Raw genomic sequence first — 19,352 nt, 5'->3', positions numbered from 1 at the left:
GGGCGACTCAGTAAGCCGCCGCCTCCAGATCCAGGACGACGTCCGCCAGGCCGGCACCGCTCACCGTCACGGTGATGGCGCCGGCCCGGCTCGGCCGGACGATCGCCAGCGCCCGGCCGTCGAACGTGGTGCGCGTGGTCGCGTCGAAGCGCTCGGTCGTCTTCGGGGCACCGGTTCCGAAGCCCGCGAGCCGACCCGCGCCCGTGACGCTGACCGAGATCTCGCGGTCGGCGCCGGTCACCAGGACGCCGGCCGCGTCACACAGCTCGATCGCGATGAAGGCGAGATCGGTGTCGTCGGCGCGGAGTGTCGTCCGGTCTGCGGTCGCCACGAGTCTGGTGGGGCCGGTGGCGGAGACGAGCGCAGTGCGGCCGACCTCCGCGCCCGAGCGGAACGCGACTGCCTCGAGCATGCCCGGCCGGTAGACGGTCTCGAGCTCGGCGAGCTTCGGCCGGCGTCCACCCACCGGGCCCCGCGCCACCTCGACACCGTCGAGCAGCAGGGCCACCTCGTCGGCGTCGGCGGCGACCTCGACCGTCACCGGCGCGCCCTCGAAACCGGGCCACGTCCACGAGTCGACCGAGTCGCTCCACGCCCACGGGGACTGCATCGTGATCGTCTGCCCGTGCCGTTCCGGTCGGAGCACCGCGATGGCCGGCTCGGCCCGCAGACCGAAGACGATCTCCCGGTAGTGCGACACCGGCCGCCGCCAGCCGGTGATGTCGAAGTCGCCGCACCACGCGGTGAGGTAGGGGAACTCGCGCTCGAGTGCACCGTTCGACTCGGGGTCCTCGGCATAGGAGGTTGCACCGATGCCGACCTCGCCGAGGTAGTCCCAGCCGGTCCAGGTGAAGTCGCCGATGACGTTCGGGTTCGCCTCGACGAGCGGCCAGAGGTCGCCGATCTGGGTCGGGAAGGTCTCCGAGCCGACGATCACGCGATGCGGGAACCGCTCGGCATCGCTCGCGTAGCGGCCGTCCGCGTAGTTGAGGCCGAGGATGTCGAGGGCTGCACTGGACTCTTCGGTGCGCGTCGTGACGGCGTCGGAGGAACCGATGAGGCTCATCATGTTCGCGCCCGCTTCGCCCATCAGCTCGTTCAACCCCTGGTCCGACGCCATGATGCCGTCCAGATCGTCGAGCACGGCCAGGGTCGCGTTCACGCCGTTCGTCACGAGTCGTGTCGGATCCAACGAGCGCACGTGCTCGGCGAGTTCCCGCGCCTGGATCGCGCCGTGCGGGGTGCCGACCTCGACGATCTCGTTGCCGATCGAGTACATGATCACGCTCGGATGGTTCATGTCCTTCGCCACCATCGACTCCAGATCGGCCCGCCACCACTGCGCGAAGTCGAGGGAGTAGTCGTTGTCCGTCTTGCCCCGACCCCACATGTCGAAGGCCTCGTCCATGACGAGCATGCCGATGCGGTCGCAGGCGTCGAGCATGGCGGGCGACGCCGGATTGTGGGCCGCCCGGATCGCGTTGAAGCCGGCGTCCTTGAGGAGCTGGACACGCCGTTCCTCGGCGCGCGCGATCGACGCTGCACCGAGCGGACCGTTGTCGCTGTGGATGCAGGCGCCGCGGAGGAGCACCGGCTCGCCGTTGATGCGGAGACCTTTCCGCGGGTCGACCGTGACCGTGCGGATGCCGTGGACCGTGTGGACGACGGTCGCGTCGTCGGCGGGTCGGTCGTCGACCGCGAGTGAGGTCTGCGCCGAGTACAGCGCCGGCGAGTCGACGCTCCACAGGGCCGGCTCCGGCACGTAGAGCCGCTGGCGGATGAGCGCGCTACCGCCTGGCGCCACGGTGACCGGCGTGCGCTCGCCGTCGACCACGCTCCCGTCGGGGCCGGCGAGTTCCGTCGCGAGGACGCGCGCACTCCTGGTGAGACCCCGGTTGACGACGGTCGTCGCCACCTCGAGCACCGCCTGGTCGTCCTCGATCCGGACCGTCGTGATGCGGACGCCGTCGGGCTCGACGTGCGTGGGTTCGTCGACATGGAGGAGGACCGGGCGGTGGAGGCCAGCGCCCGCGTACCAGCGGGAGTCCTGTCCTGCGCGGGTCTCGATGCGCAGCGTGTTCGTCTCGCCGAAGCGGAGAAATGGGGTGAGCTCGACGAAGAAGCGCGCGAAGCCGTCGGCACGATTGCCGGCGAACTCGTCGTTGAGATACACCATCGCGTGTCGGAACGCGCCCTGGACCTCGAGCCGGACGATGCGACCGGACCACTCGGCGGGGACCTCGAAGGTCTTGACCTGGCTGAAGGCGCCGGCGGGGAAGTAGGCGGCCCCTCCCTTGGCGGGTACGTCCGGCGAGCGCTCGGCGTCGCGCAGGGCGTCGTGCGGGAGGGTCACGGCTCGCGAGTCGTCCGCACCGCCCTGGACGGCGGCGAACGGGCCTCGGGGTGCGCGGACGATCCAGTCGGCGGTGAACGGGATGGTGGTCATGACGTGCTCCAGTGCAGATCGGGGTGACGAAAGTCTTTCGGCGTCGCGCGCCCTGATTTCGACGGTAAGTGAGGCCGAGTGACATCGTCAACGCGTCGACTCGAAACAGTTTCGCTAGGCTGGGCGCGACCGACGGCTGCCCGCTGCGGGACGAGGGAGGGGACTCCATGGCACGAACGCCGATGACGGGTCCGACGCTGGCATCGATCGCAGAGCGTTCCGGGGTCTCGATCGCGACCGTCTCGAAGGTGATCAACGGTCGGTCGGGCATGTCCGAGGCGACCCGTGCCCGGGTCGAGGCGGCGGTGCGCGAGCTCGGATACCGCCCGACACCCCGGTCGATCCTCGGTGCTCCACGAAGCATCCACGTCGTGTTCGACACCCTGCACAGCGTCTACTCCCTCCGTGTCCTCGACGGCATGGTCGCCGCGGCACAGCGGTCGGACATCGACCTCGTGACGCGGGTGCTGTCGCCCGGTTCCGGATTCGGTTCCACGGATGCGACCGGAGACGAGGTGGCGCTCGACCGCGGCTTCATCGACGGCGTCGCGGCGCGAGGTGCGATCGGCATGATCGTCGTCACGACCCCCATCGCCGCCGACGTCGTCGACGCGTGCCTCGACGCGGGCATCGCGCTCGTCGCGGTCGACTCGCCTGATCCGCTCGACCGCTCGGTCGCGAGTATCGGCTCGAGCCACGCCGCCGGCGGGCAGCAGGCGGTCGAGCACCTGCTCGACCTCGGCCACCGGCGGATCGCCTTCGCCGGAGGGAACCCGGCGAATCCAGGCCTGCGGGCGCGCGCCGTCGGGTACCGCGAAGCACTTCGCGGGGCCGGCATCCCGCTCGATCCCGACCTCGTCTCCGAGGAGGGCATGGGGACCGCCGGGGACGCCGTCGCGCGCATGCTGGCCAGCTCGGATCCGCCGACCGCCGTGTTCGCGACCAACGACGCCGACGCCTTCGCGGTCGTGCGCGCCGTCTTGCGGGCCGGACTTCGGGTGCCCGAGGACGTGAGTGTGGTCGGTTACGACGACACCTACTCGGCCATGCTGACCGTCCCGCTCCTCACCACGGTCCACACGTCCATGCACGACATCGGACGTGCAGCGGTCGACACCCTGCTCCGCCTGCATGCCGGGGAGAAGCCGTTCTCCCACCACCTCGAGCTCGCGACCACGCTCATCGAACGCGAGTCGACGGCTCCGGCCCCGTCGTCGATGCCCTGAACTGCCCGAATCTGCGCGATCCTGCGCGGATTCGGAGCAGTTCCGGGCGACTCAGTGGGCTCAGCGCGACAGGCGGAGGTCGCGGACGGTGAACCGGCCGACCGGGAGCGCGGCGCGGATCCGGGACTCGTCGAAGCGGCGTGAGGGACGGAGGTCCGCAGGGAGTTCCGGTGCCGGTGGAGCCGCCTCGCTCACCCCTTCGGCCAGCATCTGCGCCTGCGCCTTCGCCACGAGCGGCGTCTTCATGAGGCGTTCCGTCGCGCGTGCGAGCAAGCGGATCGTCCAGACGGGGACCGGGACGTAGAGCGGGCGGCGTCCGGCCACGTGCGCGATCCGGCGCACGGCCGCACCCAGCTCGAGTTCCTCGGCGCCCATGACCGCGACGGTCGGCTCCGGCACCCGGCCCTCGAGCGCTGCGACGAGGACGTCGACGGCGTCCGCGACCGGCACCGGACGCACGCGGCGCTCGCGGTAGCCGACGGTCGCGAACACCGGGAAGGTGCGGACGGCCTTGGTGACGTGATCGACCATGTGGTCGCCTGCGCCGTAGATCATGCCGAACTTGAGGACGGTGTGCGCGATACCCGAGCCCCGCACGATCTCCTCGGCAGCCCACTTCGTCTCGTGGTACCCGGAGCCGCAGTCGGGGCGCGCGCGGAGGAAGCTGACCAGCACGATGCGACCGACGCCGACGCGACGGGCCGCATCCACGACCGCCCGGGTGCCGTCGACGTGCACGCGCTGGAAGGTCTGATCACCGAGCTCGCGGTTGATCCCGGCGCAGTGCGCGACCGCGTCGCAGTCGGCGAACGCGGCGGTCAACGCCTCGACGTCGTCGATCTCCACGCCGGTGCGTCGGGAGACGACGACGATCTCGTGCCCGTCGTGCCGCAGCCGCTCGACGAGGTGCCGTCCGACGAACCCGGTCCCGCCGGTGATGGCCACTCGCATGCTGTCTCCTTCGCTTGTTAGCAATATAGCGAAACTCTATATCGCAATTGTGCTAGATTGCAAACATGGCAGATACAGCGTCGGACATCTTCGCCGCGCTCGCTCACCCGACGCGACGGCAGATCCTGCAGGACCTCAAGGACGGCGAGCTCGCCGCGGGGGAGATCGCCGCACGCTTCGACGCCACCGGTCCGACCATCTCCCGGCACCTGAGCGTCCTGCGCCAGGCGGGCCTCGTCTCCGAGCGCCGCGACGCGAACCGCATCCTCTACTCACTCGTCGGTGAGCGCCTCGCGCTGTCGGTTGGCGACTTCCTGTCCACCGTGTGCCCGGAGCAGATGGTCCTGCGTGAGGTCCGAAAACGGCGCACCGCGTAGCCTGGTCTCGATCCGGCCCTGAGTCGCCCGAAGGTGTTCGATTCCGCCGCGATCTCGAGCCGTTTCGGGCGACTCAGCGCAGCCCGCGCGTGACGCTGTGGACGATCGTCTGCGTGGCGGCCTGTCCGGCACGGGTCGGCAGCAGTGCCCAGACGTGGAACTGTCCGGCGCCCTCGTGGTAGTCGATCGTGACGCCGGCCGCTTCGGCTCGTTCGACGAGCACCTCGGCATCGGGGTTGAGGACGTCGCGGGTCCCGCTCAAGACCGTGAGTGGCCCGAGCCCGGCGAGGTCGCCGAAGAGCGGACTCACGGTCGGATCGGTGATGTCCAGATCGCCGCGCCAGTGCTCCGCGAACACGCGTCCGCCGGGCGTCGCCAGCCAGGGGTCACTCGGCTGCACGAGGGGGATCCGCGGGTTGCTCCAGGTGAGGTCGAGCGCCGGTGACAACAGGGTGGTCATCGGCAGGACGACGCCCTCGTCCCGGAGTCGGAGCGCAGCCGACAAGGCGATCTGACCGCCGGCCGAGTCGCCCGCGAGGACGGTCGGCCCGTGCCGCTCGATGCTGCGCCGGACGAGCTCGACGACGCCGGTCTGTGCCTCGGCCGCGGTGCCGTAGGGCACGAGCGGGTAGATCGGGAGTGTGACCACGGCGCCGGTCTCCGCGGCGATGGTGGCGGCCAGCGTCCAGTGCTGCGGTGCGATCTCGCCGACCCAGCCGCCGCCGTGCGCGTACACGACCCCGCCGATCGTCGGTCGCCGCGTGGGGGACACGGTGTACACCGGCCAGTCACCGACACGTTCGACGTCGACCCGGACATCGCTTCGGAGGGTGCCGGGCGGACCGTATGACGCCGGCCTGAGGGTGCGCTCCCGGATCCGGCGGCGCGCTCCGGCCTCGCTGACGAAGGCCCGGTTCGCCCGGATGAGTCGGAGGGCGGGGCCGACGACGACGCCTGGGATGGTGAGCACGGTGCCTCCGCGGTTGACGGGTTCTCTGGGGATCGCCACGCTAGCAGCGCAGGTTGGGCAGGAGTCCCCATCGCCGCTCTGCTCGGTCGCTGCGGGGCCGGATCGCCCTTGGTGGGGCCGGTGCGGATTTCGCGTGGGACACTGGCAGACGGCGTCGACGTGCCGATCGCGCCGCAGCAGCCCGTCCCGAAGGAACCGCATGCCCGAGCTGAACCCCGTCGTCATCGAGCGAGTCGCCTGGGACGACGAGCGGGCCGTGCGGCTCCGCGCCGCGATGGACGAGGAGATGGGTGCGCGGTACGCATCGGCCTGGGAGGACTGGGACCCCGAGGCCGCAGAGCGCGCCCAGACCGCGTTCACCGTCGATCCTGCCGACATCAGCGCCACCTTCCTGGCCCTCATCGACGGCGAGCCGGTCGGCCACGCCGCCCTGCGCCGTCTGCACGGCGAATGGGAGCTCAAGCGCGTCGTCACCCTCCCGAACCACCGCGGCCGGGGCGTCTCGAAGCGCCTGATCGCAGCCGTCGAGGACACCGCTCGTGCCGAGGGGGCTTCCCGCCTCATCCTGCAGACCGGCGACCGCCAGCCCGAAGCCGTGCGGCTCTATGAGTGGCTCGGGTACGAACCCATCCCGATCTACTCGCCGTACGAGGTCATCCCGATGTCGCTCTGCTACGCCCGCCCGCTCCGCTGACGGTCGGCAGCGCGGCTGTCGTCGCTAGTGAGCAGCTTTCGCGGGCTGGTTCCGTGAGCGCAGGCGTGAGATCCCGGTCACGATCGCGACGACGATCAGGCCGAGGACGAGTCCGAACACGGCGGACATCGCGGTGTCGGCGATCCAGACGACGACCGGTCCTGCGGCCTCGATCGCGTGGGTGACGACGTGCAGGAGGTCGTACGGGCCGTGCCAGAGGGTCTCGGCGAGGTTCGCGATCACGAGGTGGCCGCCGACCCAGAGCATCGCGACCGTGCCGACGATGCTGATGACGCGGAAGACCGCGGGCATCGACGCGACGATCCGTGCACCGGTGCGGCGGACGCCGCGTGACGGGTTCTTCATGAGCCGGAGTCCGATGTCGTCGATCTTCACGAGCAGGGCGACCGCGCCGTAGACGACCGCCGTCATGACGAGGCCGATGACGAGGAGGGCCCCCAGCGTCATCCAGATGCCGAGCCCCGAGTCGAGGCTGGCGAGGGAGATGAGCATGATCTCCGTGCTGAGGATGAGATCGGTGCGGACGGCGCCGGAGACGAGCTTCTTCTCGTCGCGGACGTCCTCCTCCGCTTCCGCGTGGTGCATGCCGAACCACTCCATGACCTTCTCCGCACCCTCGAAGCAGAGGTACGTGCCTCCGATGATGAGGAGGAACGGCAGGACCCACGGGGCGAACGCCGTGAGCAGCAGGGCGATCGGGATGATGATGACGAACTTGTTGATGAGGCTGCCGCGGGCGATCCGCCACACGACCGGCAGTTCCCGCGCGGGGGTGAGCCCCTGCACGTACTGCGGGGTGACGGCCGCATCGTCGATGACGACGCCGGCGGTCTTCGCACTCGCCTTGAGGGCTGCGCTGAGGATGTCATCGACAACGGCGAGCAGGCCGACCGACATGTGCTTCTCCTTGGCTCGGGGGTCACGCCGCCGCGGGCTCGGCAGGGACGGAGTCCACAGTAGTGCGGATCGAGGGGGTGGGGGTGGGGTGGCAACCTCTGCTGGAGCGTGCATCACAGGCGTTCCCAGACCGGCGCACTCCACAGGGTAGGGACCGCTCCCTTCCGCTCGGATCGTGCCCCGGTACTGTTGGCACTCACGACAGATTGGGGATTTCGAATGGTCGAGACCACACCGCGCCGCTCACGGTCGGCCGTGCTCGCGCTGACCTTGACGATCGGAACGCTCGTCGCGGCGGCGATCATCGGCGGATACTTCATCATCGTCGGCGATCAGGCCGACATCGCCGGGCGGGTCTGGCTCACACTGCTGCTGCTCGCGGCCTTCGTCGGTGCCGTGTCGCTCGACGCCGCAGCCGGACACGGGCCCAACAAGTGGTACCTCGCGGTGTCGACGTTGGTGAACATCTTCCTCGTCACCGTCGGCCTCCTGAAGCTGTGGAACGGGTGGCTCCAGCCGCCGAACACCTCCGACGGGTTCGTCTGGTCCACGCAGATCATGCTGTTCCTCGGCATCCTCATCATCGTGCGTCTGGCGCTCATCATCATCCAGGTGTACTTCCTCCACTTCGTCACCCGCGCCACGTCCACCGTGGTCAGGGCCACCGGCATCGTGACGATCGCGCTGATCATCGCCACGGTCCTCGTGCTCGTGCTGCCCATGGCGTTCCCCGAGGGCACCTGGGCGGACTGGTGGTGGCGCATCGCCGCGGCCACGACGCTCGCTGCGGCGATCTCCGCCGTGATCCCCGTGATCGTGCGGGCGTTCTCTCCGAAGCCGGAGGGTGAGCGGGTGACCTACGGGCAGCAGCCGTACCGTCCGGAGGTGTACCAGCAGGCCGCACCCGGCTACCCGGTTCAGAGCTATCCGGGGCAGCAGGGATACCAGGGCCAGCAGTTCTACCCGGGACAGCAGCCGCAGCAGTCGTATCAGGCCCAGCCGTACCCGCAGCCGCCGCGCCAGGGGCAGCAGCAGCCGTACGGCGGCCAGCCGAACCCCGCCCAGCCGAACCCCGGCCAGTACGGGCAGGGGCACCCCGGGCAGGGCTACCAGGGGCAGCCGTACCAGGGGCAGCCCGCACCGCAGCAGCCCACCCCGCCGCAGCCGGGCCAGCAGTGGCCCACGCCGTCCTGGCAGGGCTCCGCGCCCGGCCAGCCTGCTCCGGCACAGCCCGCGCCGCAACAGTGGGGCCCTCCGCAGCCGCAGGTTCCGTCGTCGCCGGTTCCGCCCGCGCCTCCGCAGCAGGACCAGGAGCGTCCGCAGGAGTCCCGCCCTCCGCAGGAGCCGAAGCAGCCGGCGGAGTCACAGCAGCCGGCGCAGCCGCAGAGCCCGCCGCCCGCCGAGTAGGCGAACCGACCCGGAGCCGGCTGGCAGCCGACCGCTTCCAGCCGGCTCCGTCGTCGGTCGCATTCGGAGTCGGGTTCTGCTTGCGTACAACTGCGTAGCCACACCTGGCACGTCTTCGCCCAGCGGCGGATGTGGTGATGCGCTCGCCCCATGAGTATGGAATCGGCGCGGTGCGACCGCCCGCCGCTGGCTCCACACGATGGGTGACGATGCGCAAGCTCCTGAAGGTTCCACTGATCTCGATCGCCACGATCGCCGGCCTCGTCGCGGCGGGCCTCGCGACGACGAGCATCGTGAACGCCGTCGCGAGTTCGTCGGAAGCGGGCGAACTGCAGCCCTACGGGCAGACGGTCGATGTCGACGGCAAGGACATGAACGTCGTCATCAGTGGATCCGGCGCCGAGACGATCGTCCTGCTACCCGGTCAGGGCACCGCGGCACCCGGCCTCGACTTCGAGCCGCTCGTCGACGAGCTTCGCGACCAGTACCGGGTGGTGGTCGTCGAGCCGTTCGGCTACGGCCTCAGTGATCAGACGGACGTGCCCCGGACCTCGGCCAACATCGCCGGCGAGGTGCACGCCGCCCTGCAGCACCTCGGCATCGACCGCTACGTCCTCGCCGGACACTCGATCGCCGGTGTCTACGCCCTCGAGTATCTGGAGCGGTTCCGCGCCGAGGTGACGGCGTTCATCGGGATCGACACGAGCGTCCCGACCCAGCCCGGAAGCGACGAGTCGACGCCGACGGACGGGGTCGAGGCGCTGCAGGCGCTCGGCATCCTCCGCCTGCTCACCGCCATCGCGCCCGACCCGTACGAGGGCCTTCCGTACGACGCCGCCACGAAGCGCCAACTCGCGATCCTGACGAACCGCAATGCGATGTCGCCGACGCTGCTCGACGAGATCGCCCACACGCCCGGCAACTTCCAGGCGGCCCGATCCCAAGCGTTCCCGGCCGACCTGCCGATCCTCATGTTCGTCGTCGGCGACGACCCGGAACTCTCCGACTGGGTGCCCCTTCACGAGGAGCAGCTCGCCGGAGTCGAGCGGGGTGAGCTCGTCCGACTCGACGGCGGCCACTACCTGCACCACACCGAGGCGACGGTGATGGGCGAGGACATCGAGCGGTTCTTCGCCGACACGCCGGGAGACTGAATCCCCGGCCGATACGGGCTGGCGTGTCGTCGGATGTCGGGTTAGGCTCACTCTCTATCGAACGTATGTTCGAACGACGGGAGGCCACGCATGTTGATCACGAGCACCGAGATCGCGGTCTGGACGACGCCGGCAGGCGTGCCGGAGCGACTGTTCTGGGATGGAGCCCGGTACCTCGTCACCGACACCCCGACCCCGCTCGAGCCGAACGTCTCGTTCGTCACCCATCCGCCCGCGGCGACCCCCGCCTGGCGGTTCCAGGCGACCGCTGCAGACGGCCGGTCCTTCGTCTTCGACATCCGACTCGATGCCGCGCGCGGACGCTGGCAGCTTCTCCGAGCGTACGAATGAACGGCTCAGACCGTCGCCCGGGCCGACGTCGCTCCGGTTGTCAGGCGGCCGGCTGCAACCGCACCACGATCGCCTTCGAGACCGGGGTGTTGCTGCGGTCGGCCGTCGAGTCGAGCGGGACGAGGACGTTCGCCTCGGGGAAGTACGCCGCGGCGCATCCGCGAGCGGTCGGGTAGGAGACGACGCGGAAGCCGCGGAGCTCCCGATCCGGCTGCCCGGCCCACTCGCTGAAGACGTCCACCGTCTGCCCGTCCTCCAGGCCGAGGTCGCGGAGGTCGTCCGGGTTGACGAAGACGACGTTCCGGCCCTTCTTGATGCCGCGGTACCGATCGTTCAGGCTGTAGATCGTCGTGTTGAACTGGTCGTGTGAACGCAGGGTCTGCAGGAGCAGCCGACCGGGCGGGCAGTGGATCGGTTCGAGCTTGTTGACCGTCAGCAGGGCGCGACCCTCGGGGTTCGTGAACGTGCGGGAGTCCCGCGGCCCGTTCGGTAGGACGAAGCCGTCCTCGCGGCGGATCTGCTCGTTGTAGCCCTCGCAGCCCGGCACGACCCGTCCGATGTGATCGCGGATCGTGTCGTAGTCGTCCTCGAACGCTTGCCAGGCGATGCCCGAGTCCTCGCCGAGCGTCGCTCGCGCGAGCCGCGTGATGATCGCGACCTCGGAGAGCAGACCGGGCGCTGCCGGCGGGATGCGGCCGTGCGAGGCGTGGACAGCGCACACCGAGTCCTCCACGCTGACCATCTGCGGCCCGCTCGCCTGCAGGTCGATCTCGGTGCGCCCGAGGGTCGGCAGGATGATCGCCGCCTCGCCCGTGACCGCGTGCGAGCGGTTGAGCTTCGTGGAGATCTGCACGGACAGCTGCGTTCCACGGATCGCGGCCTCGGCGGCGGCGGTGTCGGAGATCGCCGCGACGAAGTTGCCGCCGAGCGAGATCCAGGTGCGGACCTCGCCCCGCTGCATCGCTCGGATCGCGTTCACCGCGTCGACCCCGTGCTCCCGCGGCATCGGGACCGCGAACTCACGCTCCATGGCGGCGAGGAAGGACTCGGGCATCTGCTCCCAGATACCCATCGTCCGGTCGCCCTGCACGTTGCTGTGCCCGCGGATCGGCGACGCACCGGCGCCGGGCTTGCCGATGTTCCCGCGGAGGAGGAGCAGGTTGATGATCTCCTTGATCCCGTTGACCGCCGCCTTGTGCTGGGTCAGACCCATGGCCCAGGTGACGATCGTCGCGTTCGACGCGATGTAGCGCTCGGCGAGTTCGTCGATCTGCTCGCTCGTGAGGCCGGTCGCCTCGAGCACCGCAGCCTCGTCGAGGTCGGCCAGGTGGGCCGTCAGCTCCTCGAGTCCGAGGCAGTGCTCGGCGAGGAACGCGTGGTCGAGGATCGTCCCCGGAGCCGCCGCCTCGGCCTCCAGGACCCGCTTCGAGACCGCCTGCAGCAGCGCCATGTCGCCGCCGAGCCGGATCTGCAGGAACTGGTCGGAGATGACCGTGCCGCGCCCGACCATGCCGCGGACCGTCTGCGGGTTCTTGTACCGCTCGAGCGCCGCCTCTGGCAGCGGGTTCACCGAGACGATCGTCGCGCCCGCCTGCTTCGCGTCCTCGAGCGCCGTGAGCATGCGGGGATGGTTCGTGCCCGGGTTCTGGCCCATCACGATGATGAGGTCGGCCTGCTCGAAGTCCTCGTACCGGATGGTCGACTTCCCGACGCCGATGACCTCGCCGAGCGCCGTGCCGGTGGACTCGTGGCACATGTTCGAACAGTCGGGGAGGTTGTTGGTCCCGAAGGCGCGAACGAAGAGCTGATAGACGAACGCCGCCTCGTTCGACGCCCGGCCGCTCGTGTAGAACACGGCTTCGTCGGGGGACTCCTGACCGCGCAGCTGCTCGCCGACGATGGCGAACGCCTCGTCCCAACTCACCGGCCGGTAGTGGTCCGAACCGGCCGGCTTGTAGACGGGCTCCGACAGTCGCCCCTGCATGCCGAGCCAGTACTCCGATTTGTCGGCGAGATCGGTGAGCGAGTGTTCGGCCCAGAAGGCGCTCGGGATGACGACCGGTGTCGCCTCCCAGATGACGGCCTTCGCGCCGTTCTCGCAGAACTCGAGCTTCTTGCGGTCGTCCGGGTCGGGCCAGGCGCAGCTCATGCAGTCGAAGCCGCCGCGCTGGTTGATCGAGGTGAACAGCTCCGCGGTCCGCTTCGGCCCGAGTTGCCGGAGGGCGGGCTCCATCGAGTGCAGGATGCCGGGCAGGCCGACGGCGACGTGCTTCGGTTGGCTGACCTCGATGTCGGCGTCCGTGACGTCCTCGACGGGCGGTTCGGCGCTCATGCGTTCGCTCCGGTCTGGAGTGCTGCTGGTGCCGAGCCTTCGGCCGGGTCGGCGAGGCGACGTGCTCCGCTGTAGACGACCATCGAGTCGCCACGGAGGAAGCCGACGAGCGTCATCCCGAGTTCTGTGGCCAGTTCGGCGGCGAGCGACGACGGAGCGGAGACTGCTGCGAGCATCGGGATGCCGGCCATCGAGGCCTTCTGCGTGAGCTCGAAACTCGCGCGCCCCGACACCATCAGGACCATGGAGCGGAGCGGGAGCAACCCCTCCTTCGCCGCCCATCCGACGACCTTGTCGACGGCGTTGTGTCGGCCGACGTCCTCGCGGAGGACGAGCATCTCGCCGGTCCGGGCGTCGAACAGGCCTGCGGCGTGCAGACCGCCGGTGCGCTCGAAGACCGCCTGCTGTGCCCGGAGGCGGTCGGGGAAGGTCACCAGGAGCGCCGGATCGAGGCGAAAGTCGTCGTCCGCGACGGAGTACCGCGAACTCGTCCGGACGGCGTCGATGCTCGCCTTGCCGCAGAGGCCGCACGAGCTGGTGGTGAAGAAGTTCCGTTCCAGGCTCGGATCCGGAGCGGGAACGCCGGGCGAGAGGGCGACGTCGAGCACGTTGTACGTGTTGACACCTTCGTCCGTCGCGCCGGCGCAGTACCGCGCGGTCCGGACGTCGTCACCCCGACCGATGACGCCCTCAGAGACGAGGAAGCCGATCGCGAGGTCGACGTCGTGGCCGGGCGTCCGCATCGTGATGGCGAGCGAACGACCACCGACGCGGATCTCGAGCGGCTCCTCGACGGCGAGGACGTCCTCGCGGGTGCGTGCGGGCTGTCCCACCGTGATGCGGGTGACGCGTCTGCGCGCCGTGATGCGAGTCATGGCTCATGGCTATCACCACCATCGGACGAGGGCAAGGTGCCTCACCGGATCCGCAGCCGCCTCGGGGGCTGGATCGCGGCTTAGGCTGGTGCCATGTCCGTCGATGCGATCATCCTCGCGGGAGGGCGGTCCTCCCGCCTCGGCGGCGTCGCGAAGGCGTCGTTGCTCCGCGACGGGCGGACGCTCCTCCAGCTCGCGATCGATGCTGCGCGGGCGGCCGGCGGCCGTGTCGTCGTGGTCGGCCCCGAGCTCGAGACGACCGCTCCGGTCCGCTTCGTCCGCGAGCGCCCCGCCTTCGGCGGCCCCGCTGCGGCCATCGCCGCGGGCCTGGACGCCCTGCGTGATGGCGTCGCGACCGAGGGCCCCGCACAGGTCGCCGTCCTCGCCTGCGACATGCCGGATGCCGCGCCGGCGCTCACCGTGGTGCTCGAAGCAGCCACAGCCGCCGCGGCCGGGACCGATGCCGACGGCTGGGTCGCGGTCGACGACTCCGGTCGTGAGCAGTCGCTGCTCGCCGTCTACCACCGGGAGGCCCTGGAACGCCGGGTCGCCGCACTGCGGACGTCACAACCCGGCGGTGACCTCGCGGGTGTCTCCGTCCGCCAGCTGCTCGCCGGACTCGTCCTCCGCCAGGTGTCCGTTCCCGACGGCGGCTCGGCCGACGTCGACACCTGGGCCGACGCCGCCGACCTCGGGGTCGACACCGCCGGCGAGTCGCCGGTGCCGGACATGTCCACCACGCCGACCGCCGACCCTGAGGAGCGTCTCCCATGACCGATGACCTGCACGCCGTCCTCGCGGACTGGACCGAACGAGTGTCCGCCGAGCTGGAGCTCGGCGACGTCGGGGTCGACATCGACGCGGTCCTCGGACTCGCGGGCACGGCCGCGCACGCCGTGCGGCGTCCCGCCGCCCCGCTCACCACCTACCTCGTCGGTATCGCGGTCGGGAAGGCGCTCGCGAGCGGTGCGGATCCGGTCGCCGCCGCCGAGGCTGCGACCGCGGCCGTCGAACGGCTGGTCGCCTCGGACACGACCGCATGACGAGGGCCTCCTGGTGGGACGCTCGCAGCATCGCGCATGCGACGGGTGCGGCGCATCGGTCCGACGTCGTCGACACCCTGACGCTCGCCGAGGCCCTCGGACACGTGCTCGCGGCGCCGCTCGTCTCGCCCATCGCGATCCCGCACTATGCTTCCTCGGCGATGGACGGCTGGGTGGTGGCCGGGAGCGGCCCGTGGACCCTGCTGACCGGTGAGGACGCCGAGCGCGCGCGGTCGGTCGGACTCAGCGACGGTGTCGCGGTCGACGTCCTGACCGGTGGGCTGATCCCGTCGGGCGCCGATGCGGTCCTCCAACTGGAGCACGGCGTGATCGGGCATGGCTCGGGATCAGCGCGCCTCCACCCCGCACCGTCCGCCCCGAGCGGGGAACCGCGGCCGGGGCGGCACATCCGACCCGCCGGAACCGAGTCACCCGCGGGGTCGACCGTCCTCGACGCCGGCACGCGTCTCAGTCCCGTCCACCTCGCTGTCGCCGCCGGCGCCGGCTTCGACCGCGTGCCCGTCGTGCCGACACCGCGGGTCCGCCTGGTCCTCACGGGTGACGAGGTCGTCACGAGCGGTGTTCCCGGCCCGGGGTTCGTCCGCGACAGTTTCGGCCCATCGCTCCCGGGAGTGATCGCCTCGCTCGGAGGCGTCGTCACATCCAGCGTCCGTGTCGGCGATGACGCGCCCACCACGGCCGACGCCCTCGGGCTGACGAGTGCGGTCACCGCTTCCGCCCGCCACCAGCGGGACCTCGTCGTGACCACGGGTGGTACCGGCGACTCCCGAGCCGATCACGTCCGAGCGTTGCTCCGCGACGCGGGTGCCGAGTTCCTCGTGGACGGCGTCGACGTCCGCCCGGGTGGCCCTGCGCTGCTCGCGCGGCTGCCGGACGGTCGCCTGTTCGTCGGCCTGCCCGGCAACCCGCTCGCCGCCCTGCTCAGCGTCCTCACGCTCGTGCACCCGGTGCTCGCCGGCCTCCAGGGACTCGAGCTCCCGGCCCTGCGACCGGCAGTGCTCGCCTCGCCCGTCGACGGGGCCCGCTCAGGGACGGTGCTGCGCCCCTACCGCTCGGTGCACGATCCCGATTCGGCGACGCCGCATGCGGAGCCGACGCCATGGCAGGGAGCAGCCATGCTCCGCGGGCTCGCCGACGCCGATGGCGTGCTCGTGTGCCCGGGCTCCGGCGCGGCCGCGGGCGGCCTGGTACCGAGTCTCGACCTGCCCTGGTGATCGGGCCTCGGGTCAGCGGCCCCGGACGGCCGCAGCCGTCATCAGCTGCAGCAGTTCCTCGCCGGCGAGGATGCCGCGCCGCTCGGTGACCGTCAGCGTGTCGATCGTGAAGCCCTCGTCGTCGAGCTCGCCGTGCGCCGGCCGGAACGCGAGGTCGGCGGTCTCCAGCATCGACTGGTCGAGGAGCGAGTCACCGGCCGCGAGGACGAGTGGTCCGTCGAGGCGGCGGGCGACCTCACTGACCGCATCGTGCTTCGTGAGCGTCCGCGGCACGCAGTAGAGCTTCCGTCCCTGCAGGGACACGGTCCACCCGAGCCGTTCGCACTCCTGCTCGACCTGCTCGAGCCAGCCCGCCGGGATCGCGTCGCGCTCGACGATCGAGTAGAAGAACAGCGCGTCGGCGACGTTCGTCTTGAGGATCCAGGTCGGCGAAGCCAGCTCCTCGAAGCGCGCGAGCGCCTCGTCGAGCGGAGCGGTGTGGTCGGTGAGGTGCGCTCGCACCCGGTCGCGCCAATCGGCGTCCGGGACGCCGTCGACGAGGATCTCGCCGCCGTTGCTCGTGATCGCGTAGGCGGGCGCGCCGCCCGGCAGCTGCACCCGCTGATACTGCGCCACCGTCCGCGTCGTGACCGGCATGAACACGGCCTGCGAGCGCAGCTCGATCAGCAGGCGCTCCGAGTCGCGCGTCATGAACGAGATCGGCACGCCGTTCCAGAGCTCCGAGACGATGATCGACGGCGCCTCGGGGTCCGGCGTCTCGAGCCAGAACGCCTTCGGCGAGTAGATGAGGGTGCGATCCAGGTCGCAGGCGACGAGGGCGCTCACTGGGCGTCTCCCGCCGCGGCGTCGCTCAACGGGTTGATGAGGCCGACACAGCTGTAGGGCAACCCGGGCACGACCTCGACCGGCACCCCGCGCTGCTCGGCGAGCAGGAGCACGTGCGCGACGTCGTCGAGGGCGTCCGGCGACACGAGCACCTTCCACGGAACTCGGCGGAGCAGGACGCGGGTGGTCTCGCCGACACCCGGCTTCACGAGGTTCACGGTCGGGATGTCGTACTGTTCCCGGATCCGTTCGACGGCCTCCCAGCCGATCCAGCTCGGTTCGCGGTCGGACGTCGAGGCCTCCTCCACACCCGCGGCGACGTCGTCGACCACCTCGGCGAAGCGGCCCGAGACCGCGTCGAGGAAGGCGCCGGAGACATCGTGACTGCTCAGCTCGCGGTAGAACTTGGCACCGTGGAACTGGTCGTCGGAGAGCAGCTCGCGGTTGTACACCGTGCGGGACACGAGGCCGGAGACGGTGGAGTTGAGGCACGCCGATGGGATGAGGTAGTCGTCGCGGGTGCCGTACACGGGCACGCAGTGGCCGGGGTCGGCGAGGACAGCCAGCTCGTCGGAGAAGCGGATGCCGTCGGTCTCGGCGAAGAGTTCCAGCGCCGCCGTCAGCTCGCGCGCGATGGCGCCCTTGCCGGTCCAGCCGTCGACGAACGCGATCTGCTCCGGGTCGTGATGCGCCGCGAGGTAGCGCAGCGCGGTCCCGTCGACGCCGACCCCGCGCACGATGCTCATCGTGTAGTGCGGCACATCGATCCCACGGACCTCCATCGCCCAGCGACGCATGAGGATCCCGATGGGCGTTCCGGCGCGGGCGAGGGAGACCAACACGGGGCGGTCCGCACGGGAGGCCAGGACGAGGTCGGTGACGACGCCGACGGCCACCGCGAGGCGCCGGCTCGACCGCGCGAGGGCGTCGCGATAGAGCTCCTCGTACTCGGGGGAGGGCAGGTACTCGATGGGCAGCGACTCGGCGTAATGCGCGCGCCCGCTCTGGATCGCGGCCTCGCGTTCGGAGGCGTCGGCCTCGAGGCGGGTGTCGCCGAGGTCGGTCAGCAGCCAGCGCACCTCCGAGGCGTCGTAGGACCCGAAGTCCGGTCCGGTGAGCGGCTCGGGGAGGGCGGCGGCGTCGATGGTCACGGTGCGGGGTTCCATTCGGCTGGGGTCGGGACGGATTCGGAGAGGAGGACGACGATGACGTGGTCGGTGACGGTCCGCAATGCCTCGACGACGCCGTCGGGCCGGAGCAGGAGCTCGCGGTCGGCGCCCGGCTCCGGGAACAGGACCACCGCCGCGAACCGTGAACCACCGCGGGAGAGGTTGTAGGCGAAGCGGGGTCCGAAGCCGTCGATCGTGCGGTCGTGGCTGGTGAAGGACACCGCGCTCGCGATGGCGTAGTCGTCACGGCCGATGACGGCGATGGGGGACCGCGTGGTGGTGGAGAAGCGCGTCGCTCCGCGCGTGCGGTCGAGGTGGGCGGCGACGGCCAGCGGTACCGCGATGAACTCCTCGGAGCCGAGCACCACGACCTCGCCGTCCGGCAGCTCCGGAAGGACCCGGTCGGTGATCGCGGCGGTCACCGCGTCGTCCAGGCGTCCAGGCGCACCGAAGCGCGCGCTCCGCACGGGCGGCAGGTCGGAGGCGTCCACGACGACGACGTCGCCGGCTGCGGCCGATCCGGCGGCCGACGTGGCGGGTGCGGCGTCGATGACCGCTCGCGCGCGGGCGAGGACGTCCTCCGGAAGGTCGACGGCACCCACGCCGAGCGCCACGACGGTGATCCGGGTGCCGAGCCGGTCGGCGAGGTCGTCGAAGCGCTGTCGGTCCGCATCCGAACGGAGATCGATGAGTCCCGCGACCACCCAGTGCGCCTGCGGCGTGGTGGCGTGCAGCGCGGTGATCGTGTTGCGGACGGTGCGGCCGGTGCTCAACTCGTCGTCGACGAGCACCGTGGTCCCGCCGGCCGTGGCCCACGCGGGGTCGCTCGGATACAGGCGATGGTCGCTCGCGTGCGAGTGCTCTTCCTCGAACGGTGTGAAGGGCACGTCCGCCTCGTGCCTCGTGGAGTGGAGGTAGGGCGAGCCGAGCGCGTCGGCGACGATGTGGCCGAGCCCGGTCGCCGTCTCGGCATAACCGACGGTGACGAGCTCCGGGCCGGCCGCTGGGGCTGCATCGCGGAGCTCGGCGAGGTGCTCACGGACGGCGGTGAGGGCGGCGAGACCGTCAGCATCCGGCCGTTCCCGTCGGGCCAGGAGGTGCGCCACGGTGTCGAACGGAGCCGTCTCCGGATCGCTGCCGTCGAGCGCGCTCCGCACCAGCAGTCCGAGCAGTTCTCCGGCGGCGAGTGCCAGGCCGGGCACGGTCGGCACGTGTTTGGCGAGGACCGTCGACACGAGCAGCTGCGCGCGTTTGGGGTTGTCGCGGAGTGCCAGACCGACGAGGTCCTCCACCGGGATCAGGCTCCGGGACGCGTCCGAGCGCAGGCCGATGCCGACGGCGTCGCGCACGAAACCGCCTGTCCATGCGCCCATCGATAC

At 70.7% G+C, this 19,352-nt stretch carries 18 protein-coding genes; 9 read left to right on the top strand and 9 right to left on the bottom strand.

The window, feature by feature from the left end:
- Positions 1–7: 7 nt before the first annotated feature.
- A complete protein-coding gene (locus BIU99_RS11765) occupies positions 8–2,446 on the bottom strand; it encodes a glycoside hydrolase family 2 TIM barrel-domain containing protein (protein ID WP_071261371.1) in 2,439 nt (812 codons plus the stop codon).
- Between the two features lie 167 nt (positions 2,447–2,613).
- Here BIU99_RS11765 and BIU99_RS11760 point away from each other — a divergent pair, with 167 nt between their 5' ends.
- Complete coding sequence (locus BIU99_RS11760; protein WP_217634992.1) at positions 2,614–3,672, top strand: LacI family DNA-binding transcriptional regulator; 1,059 nt, start codon at positions 2,614–2,616, stop codon at positions 3,670–3,672.
- A gap of 60 nt (positions 3,673–3,732) precedes the next feature.
- Here BIU99_RS11760 and BIU99_RS11755 read toward each other — a convergent pair whose 3' ends face one another.
- Entirely contained in the window at positions 3,733–4,623 is an 891-nt protein-coding gene (locus tag BIU99_RS11755; protein WP_071261368.1) for an NAD-dependent epimerase/dehydratase family protein, read from the bottom strand.
- Between the two features lie 65 nt (positions 4,624–4,688).
- Between BIU99_RS11755 and BIU99_RS11750 the strand changes: the two genes are divergently transcribed.
- Positions 4,689–5,000 carry a metalloregulator ArsR/SmtB family transcription factor gene (locus BIU99_RS11750; protein ID WP_064295846.1) on the top strand — a complete coding sequence of 104 codons (312 nt, stop codon included), beginning with the start codon at positions 4,689–4,691 and terminating at the stop codon, positions 4,998–5,000.
- Positions 5,001–5,073: 73 nt separating this feature from the next.
- On the opposite strand, the gene BIU99_RS11745 is transcribed toward BIU99_RS11750, so the two are convergent.
- A complete protein-coding gene (locus tag BIU99_RS11745) occupies positions 5,074–5,970 on the bottom strand; it encodes an alpha/beta hydrolase fold domain-containing protein (protein ID WP_071261367.1) in 897 nt (298 codons plus the stop codon).
- A gap of 199 nt (positions 5,971–6,169) precedes the next feature.
- Between BIU99_RS11745 and BIU99_RS11740 the strand changes: the two genes are divergently transcribed.
- Positions 6,170–6,664 carry a GNAT family N-acetyltransferase gene (locus tag BIU99_RS11740; protein WP_064295848.1) on the top strand — a complete coding sequence of 165 codons (495 nt, stop codon included), beginning with the start codon at positions 6,170–6,172 and terminating at the stop codon, positions 6,662–6,664.
- A gap of 24 nt (positions 6,665–6,688) precedes the next feature.
- Here the strand turns inward: BIU99_RS11740 and BIU99_RS11735 are convergent, their stop codons facing one another.
- Positions 6,689–7,582: a DUF808 domain-containing protein gene (locus BIU99_RS11735; RefSeq protein ID WP_064295849.1), complete on the bottom strand. Its 894-nt coding sequence runs from the start codon at positions 7,580–7,582 to the stop codon at positions 6,689–6,691.
- 219 nt (positions 7,583–7,801) lie between these two features.
- Here BIU99_RS11735 and BIU99_RS11730 point away from each other — a divergent pair, with 219 nt between their 5' ends.
- The 3 genes from BIU99_RS11730 (at position 7,802) to BIU99_RS11720 (ending at position 10,494) form a co-directional block, all read left to right on the top strand.
- The gene (locus tag BIU99_RS11730) at positions 7,802–8,989 is read left to right on the top strand and encodes a hypothetical protein (RefSeq protein WP_071261365.1); all 1,188 of its coding nucleotides are present in this window, start codon (positions 7,802–7,804) and stop codon (positions 8,987–8,989) included.
- A 209-nt stretch (positions 8,990–9,198) separates the two neighbouring features.
- The gene (locus BIU99_RS11725) at positions 9,199–10,143 is read left to right on the top strand and encodes an alpha/beta fold hydrolase (protein WP_071261364.1); all 945 of its coding nucleotides are present in this window, start codon (positions 9,199–9,201) and stop codon (positions 10,141–10,143) included.
- Between the two features lie 90 nt (positions 10,144–10,233).
- Positions 10,234–10,494, top strand: a complete 261-nt coding sequence (locus BIU99_RS11720; RefSeq protein ID WP_064295852.1) for a hypothetical protein — start codon at positions 10,234–10,236, stop codon at positions 10,492–10,494.
- A gap of 40 nt (positions 10,495–10,534) precedes the next feature.
- Here the strand turns inward: BIU99_RS11720 and BIU99_RS11715 are convergent, their stop codons facing one another.
- Together BIU99_RS11715 and fdhD are read right to left on the bottom strand one after the other, a co-directional pair.
- Complete coding sequence (locus BIU99_RS11715; RefSeq protein WP_071261363.1) at positions 10,535–12,826, bottom strand: FdhF/YdeP family oxidoreductase; 2,292 nt, start codon at positions 12,824–12,826, stop codon at positions 10,535–10,537.
- A complete protein-coding gene (gene fdhD, locus BIU99_RS11710) occupies positions 12,823–13,701 on the bottom strand; it encodes a formate dehydrogenase accessory sulfurtransferase FdhD (RefSeq protein WP_071261361.1) in 879 nt (292 codons plus the stop codon). Before fdhD ends, BIU99_RS11715 begins: the two co-directional genes overlap by 4 nt.
- A gap of 93 nt (positions 13,702–13,794) precedes the next feature.
- On the opposite strand from fdhD, the gene BIU99_RS11705 reads away from it, so the two are divergent.
- The 3 genes from BIU99_RS11705 to BIU99_RS11695 are packed head-to-tail and all read left to right on the top strand — an operon-like array spanning position 13,795 to position 15,979.
- Positions 13,795–14,475, top strand: coding sequence for a molybdenum cofactor guanylyltransferase (locus BIU99_RS11705; RefSeq protein WP_071261360.1), 681 nt, complete (start codon positions 13,795–13,797; stop codon positions 14,473–14,475).
- Positions 14,472–14,744, top strand: coding sequence for a DUF6457 domain-containing protein (locus BIU99_RS11700; protein WP_071261359.1), 273 nt, complete (start codon positions 14,472–14,474; stop codon positions 14,742–14,744). The genes BIU99_RS11705 and BIU99_RS11700 overlap by 4 nt, the downstream gene beginning before the upstream one ends.
- Positions 14,741–15,979, top strand: a complete 1,239-nt coding sequence (locus BIU99_RS11695; protein ID WP_071261357.1) for a molybdopterin molybdotransferase MoeA — start codon at positions 14,741–14,743, stop codon at positions 15,977–15,979. The genes BIU99_RS11700 and BIU99_RS11695 overlap by 4 nt, the downstream gene beginning before the upstream one ends.
- Positions 15,980–15,991: 12 nt before the next feature.
- Here the strand turns inward: BIU99_RS11695 and BIU99_RS11690 are convergent, their stop codons facing one another.
- From BIU99_RS11690 to BIU99_RS19750, 3 genes are read right to left on the bottom strand one after another with little or no spacing between them, the layout of a single operon-like run.
- Positions 15,992–16,804 carry an HAD family hydrolase gene (locus BIU99_RS11690; protein WP_071261356.1) on the bottom strand — a complete coding sequence of 271 codons (813 nt, stop codon included), beginning with the start codon at positions 16,802–16,804 and terminating at the stop codon, positions 15,992–15,994.
- Entirely contained in the window at positions 16,801–17,955 is a 1,155-nt protein-coding gene (locus BIU99_RS19755; protein ID WP_175484386.1) for a cysteine protease StiP family protein, read from the bottom strand. Before BIU99_RS19755 ends, BIU99_RS11690 begins: the two co-directional genes overlap by 4 nt.
- A complete protein-coding gene (locus BIU99_RS19750) occupies positions 17,952–19,322 on the bottom strand; it encodes a phosphoribosyltransferase domain-containing protein (RefSeq protein ID WP_071261352.1) in 1,371 nt (456 codons plus the stop codon). The genes BIU99_RS19755 and BIU99_RS19750 overlap by 4 nt, the downstream gene beginning before the upstream one ends.
- Positions 19,323–19,352: the final 30 nt, after the last annotated feature.

This window comes from Plantibacter sp. MMLR14_011 (genome assembly GCF_001865025.1).
GTDB lineage: Bacteria > Actinomycetota > Actinomycetes > Actinomycetales > Microbacteriaceae > Plantibacter > Plantibacter flavus_A.
The sequence above is the reverse complement of the archived record's forward strand: the minus strand, read 5'-3'. Positions and strand labels throughout refer to the sequence as shown.

What these genes read in the sequence shown, in the direction of transcription:
- BIU99_RS11735 (WP_064295849.1), bottom strand. Translation starts at nt 7,582, where the DNA reads ATGTCGGTCGGCCTGCTCGCCGTTGTCGATGACATCCTCAGCGCAGCC.
- BIU99_RS11765 (WP_071261371.1), bottom strand. Translation starts at nt 2,446, where the DNA reads ATGACCACCATCCCGTTCACCGCCGACTGGATCGTCCGCGCACCCCGA.
- BIU99_RS11725 (WP_071261364.1), top strand. Translation starts at nt 9,199, where the DNA reads ATGCGCAAGCTCCTGAAGGTTCCACTGATCTCGATCGCCACGATCGCC.
- fdhD (WP_071261361.1), bottom strand. Translation starts at nt 13,701, where the DNA reads ATGACTCGCATCACGGCGCGCAGACGCGTCACCCGCATCACGGTGGGA.
- BIU99_RS11760 (WP_217634992.1), top strand. Translation starts at nt 2,614, where the DNA reads ATGGCACGAACGCCGATGACGGGTCCGACGCTGGCATCGATCGCAGAG.
- BIU99_RS11730 (WP_071261365.1), top strand. Translation starts at nt 7,802, where the DNA reads ATGGTCGAGACCACACCGCGCCGCTCACGGTCGGCCGTGCTCGCGCTG.
- BIU99_RS11700 (WP_071261359.1), top strand. Translation starts at nt 14,472, where the DNA reads ATGACCGATGACCTGCACGCCGTCCTCGCGGACTGGACCGAACGAGTG.
- BIU99_RS11695 (WP_071261357.1), top strand. Translation starts at nt 14,741, where the DNA reads ATGACGAGGGCCTCCTGGTGGGACGCTCGCAGCATCGCGCATGCGACG.
- BIU99_RS11720 (WP_064295852.1), top strand. Translation starts at nt 10,234, where the DNA reads ATGTTGATCACGAGCACCGAGATCGCGGTCTGGACGACGCCGGCAGGC.
- BIU99_RS11755 (WP_071261368.1), bottom strand. Translation starts at nt 4,623, where the DNA reads ATGCGAGTGGCCATCACCGGCGGGACCGGGTTCGTCGGACGGCACCTC.
- BIU99_RS11740 (WP_064295848.1), top strand. Translation starts at nt 6,170, where the DNA reads ATGCCCGAGCTGAACCCCGTCGTCATCGAGCGAGTCGCCTGGGACGAC.
- BIU99_RS11750 (WP_064295846.1), top strand. Translation starts at nt 4,689, where the DNA reads ATGGCAGATACAGCGTCGGACATCTTCGCCGCGCTCGCTCACCCGACG.
- BIU99_RS11715 (WP_071261363.1), bottom strand. Translation starts at nt 12,826, where the DNA reads ATGAGCGCCGAACCGCCCGTCGAGGACGTCACGGACGCCGACATCGAG.
- BIU99_RS11705 (WP_071261360.1), top strand. Translation starts at nt 13,795, where the DNA reads ATGTCCGTCGATGCGATCATCCTCGCGGGAGGGCGGTCCTCCCGCCTC.